The 2,622-nt window shown below is 76.0% G+C and carries 1 protein-coding gene and 1 pseudogene; both read right to left on the bottom strand.

What is annotated here, in order from left to right:
- On the bottom strand, window positions 1-732 hold a 732-nt coding region (locus I0Q12_RS34840), incomplete at its 3' end, for a condensation domain-containing protein (protein WP_307846131.1).
- A gap of 55 nt (window positions 733-787) precedes the next feature.
- Window positions 788-2,622: pseudogene (locus tag I0Q12_RS32440) on the bottom strand (condensation domain-containing protein); the annotation flags it as partial.

The following is a 2,622-nucleotide window of genomic DNA, read 5'->3' as shown; positions in this document are numbered from 1 at the left end:
GTCCAGCACCGTCCACGGCAGCTCGACGTGCGCCGGGATCACCTGCACGAACCCGCCGGTGCCGTCGCCGGTGAACGCGGCCCGCAGATTCGGGTGCCGCTCGAGCAGCCGGGTGGCGGCGCGGCGCAACCGGTCCGGGTCGACGGCGCCGCGCAACTCGAAGCACAGTTGCACCATGTACGCGTCGGCGGCGGCCTCGGCGCCCTGACCGGCGAGCAGCGCGTGGAACAGCAGCCCGGTCTGCAGCGGCGCCGGCGGCCACACCGTCTCGAGCGGGCCGTAGCGCCGCTCGAGCCGTTCGACGGTGTCCTGGTCCAGCCGCACCAGCGGCAGATCCGACGGGGTCAGCCCGCCGGCGTGCGGGTCGCGCACATGATCGGCCAGCGCGGTCGCCGCCCGGGTCCACGCCACGGTCAGGGCGGTGACGGTCGCGGTGTCGAGCAGCCCGGCCGGGAACGACCAGTGGGCGCGCAGCACCGGGCCGTCGGGGGTGTCGACGGTGACCGCGTTGATGTCCACGACGGCGGGGGCGGGCATGTCCGGGCTCTGCGCCCCGGCACGATCGAAGCCGGTGACCGGCAGCCACGGGGCGTCGCCGCCGGTGTCGACGCCGGCGGTGACCCGGCCCAGGTAGTTGAAACTCAGCTGCGGCGCCGGGTACGCGGCCAGGGCGGGCGCGGTGTCCGGGTTCAGGTAGCGCAGCAGCCCGAACCCGAGGCCCTGCCCGGGCACCGCGGCGAGCTGTTCCTTGACGGTCTTGACGGCGCGGCCGGCCGCCGCGCAGCGCGTCGTCGAGGTCCAGGCCGGTGACGTCCAGGCGCACCGGGTGGATGGTGGTGAACCAGCCGACGGTGCCGGACAGGTCGGCGCCGGGCACCGCGGCGGTGTCGCGGCCGTGCCCCTCGACGGACACCAGCACCGGCGCGGGCCCGGTGCGGGCCTGCCGCCACCCGGTGACCGCCAGCGCCAGCGCGGTGAGCAGCGCGTCGTTGACGGTGCCGTGGAAGGCCTGCGGCACCGTGGTGAGCAGCGCCTCGGTCACCGACGTCGGCAGATCCGTGCTCAGCGTGGTGACGGTCGCGGCGGTGTCGAGTTCCGGATCCAGCGGACGCTCCCCCAGCAGCGGGTCGCCGTCGGCGAGCACCCCGCGCCAGAAGTCGAGTTCGGCGACGCGCTCGGGCCGCTGCGCCTCCTCCACCAGGGCGTGCGCCCACCGCCGCATCGAGGTGCCGGCGGCCGGTTCCAGGGGCGGGGCCGCCGGATCCAGCGCCGCCACCCAGGCCGCGGCCAGGTCGGGCACCAGGATCCGCCAGGACACCCCGTCGACGGTCAGATGGTGCAGCACCAGCAGCAGCCGCCCGGCGCCGACGGTGGCGTCGAACCACACCGCCTGCACCAGCACCCCGCCGGCCGGATCGAGCCGGTCCGCGGCGGCGTCGAGTTCGGCGCCGGCGAGCGCGAAGAAGTCGTCGCTGTCGGCGGCGGAGGTCACCGGCACCCGATGCACCAGGTCGGCGGCGTCGACGCTGCCGGGCGCCCGCACCTGCAGCGTCACCCCGGCCGGGTCGCCGTCCACGGCGGGCACGAGGCGGGCGCGCAGCATGTCGTGCTTGTCCAGCACGGCCTGCAGCACCGTGGTGACGGTGTCCGGGTCGAGACCGGCCGGCAGCCGCAGCAGCGCCGCCTGCGCGTACCGGTCCAGGTTGCCGCCGCGGTCGAGCAGCCACCGCACGATCGGGGTGGCCGGGACGTCGCCGAGACCGCCGCCGGGCAGCTCCGGCAGCGCGGTGCCGGCGGTGGCGCCGAGCGCGGTCACCGCCGCCAGCGCCGCCGGGGTCTTGTGTTCGAACACGTCGCGTGGGGTGAAGTCCAGGCCGGCGGCGCGGGCGCGGGACACCAGCTGGATCGACATGATGCTGTCGCCGCCGAGCGCGAAGAACGAATCGTCGACGCCGACGGTGTCCACGCCGAGCACCTGCGCGAACAGCTCCACGAGGCGGGTTTCGATCTCCCCGGCCGGGGCGCGGGTGCTGGTCGACAGCGCCGCGAAGTCCGGGGCCGGCAGCGCGCGCCGATCGAGCTTGCCGGTCGCGGTGGTCGGCAGCGCGTCCAGCACCACCAGCGTCGCGGGCACCATGTACGCGGCCAGATCCGCCGCGACCGTCGCCAGTGTCGCCGCGACGTCGACGTCCACGCCGGTTTCCGGGACCACGTAGCCGACCAGCCGGTCGGTGGTGGTGTCGGTGCCGGCGCGGTCGTCGTGGTGCACGACCGCGACCGCGCGGGCGATGCCCGGGCACCGCATGAGTGCCGCCTCGACCTCCCCGAGTTCGATGCGGAAGCCGCGCCACTGCACCTGGAAGTCGCTGCGGCCCAGGTACTCCACGTCGCCGGAGCGGGTGCGGCGGGCCAGGTCGCCGGTGCGGTACAGGCGGGTGCCGGGGGCGCCGTAGGGGTCGGCGACGAACCGGGCCGCGGTCAGGTCCGGGCGGCCCAGGTAGCCGTGGCTGAGCTGGTCCCCGGCGACGTACAGGTCGCCGGTCACGCCGACGGGCACCGGATGCAGCCGGGCGTCGAGGCGGATCGGGCCGCCGCCGACAGCGGCCTGTCGCTGCGCTGGGT

The organism is Rhodococcus sp. CX, assembly GCF_015865005.1.
Taxonomy (GTDB): Bacteria; Actinomycetota; Actinomycetes; order Mycobacteriales; family Mycobacteriaceae; genus Rhodococcus.
Note: the sequence above shows the minus strand (reverse complement) of the source record. Positions and strands in the feature narration are given on the sequence as shown.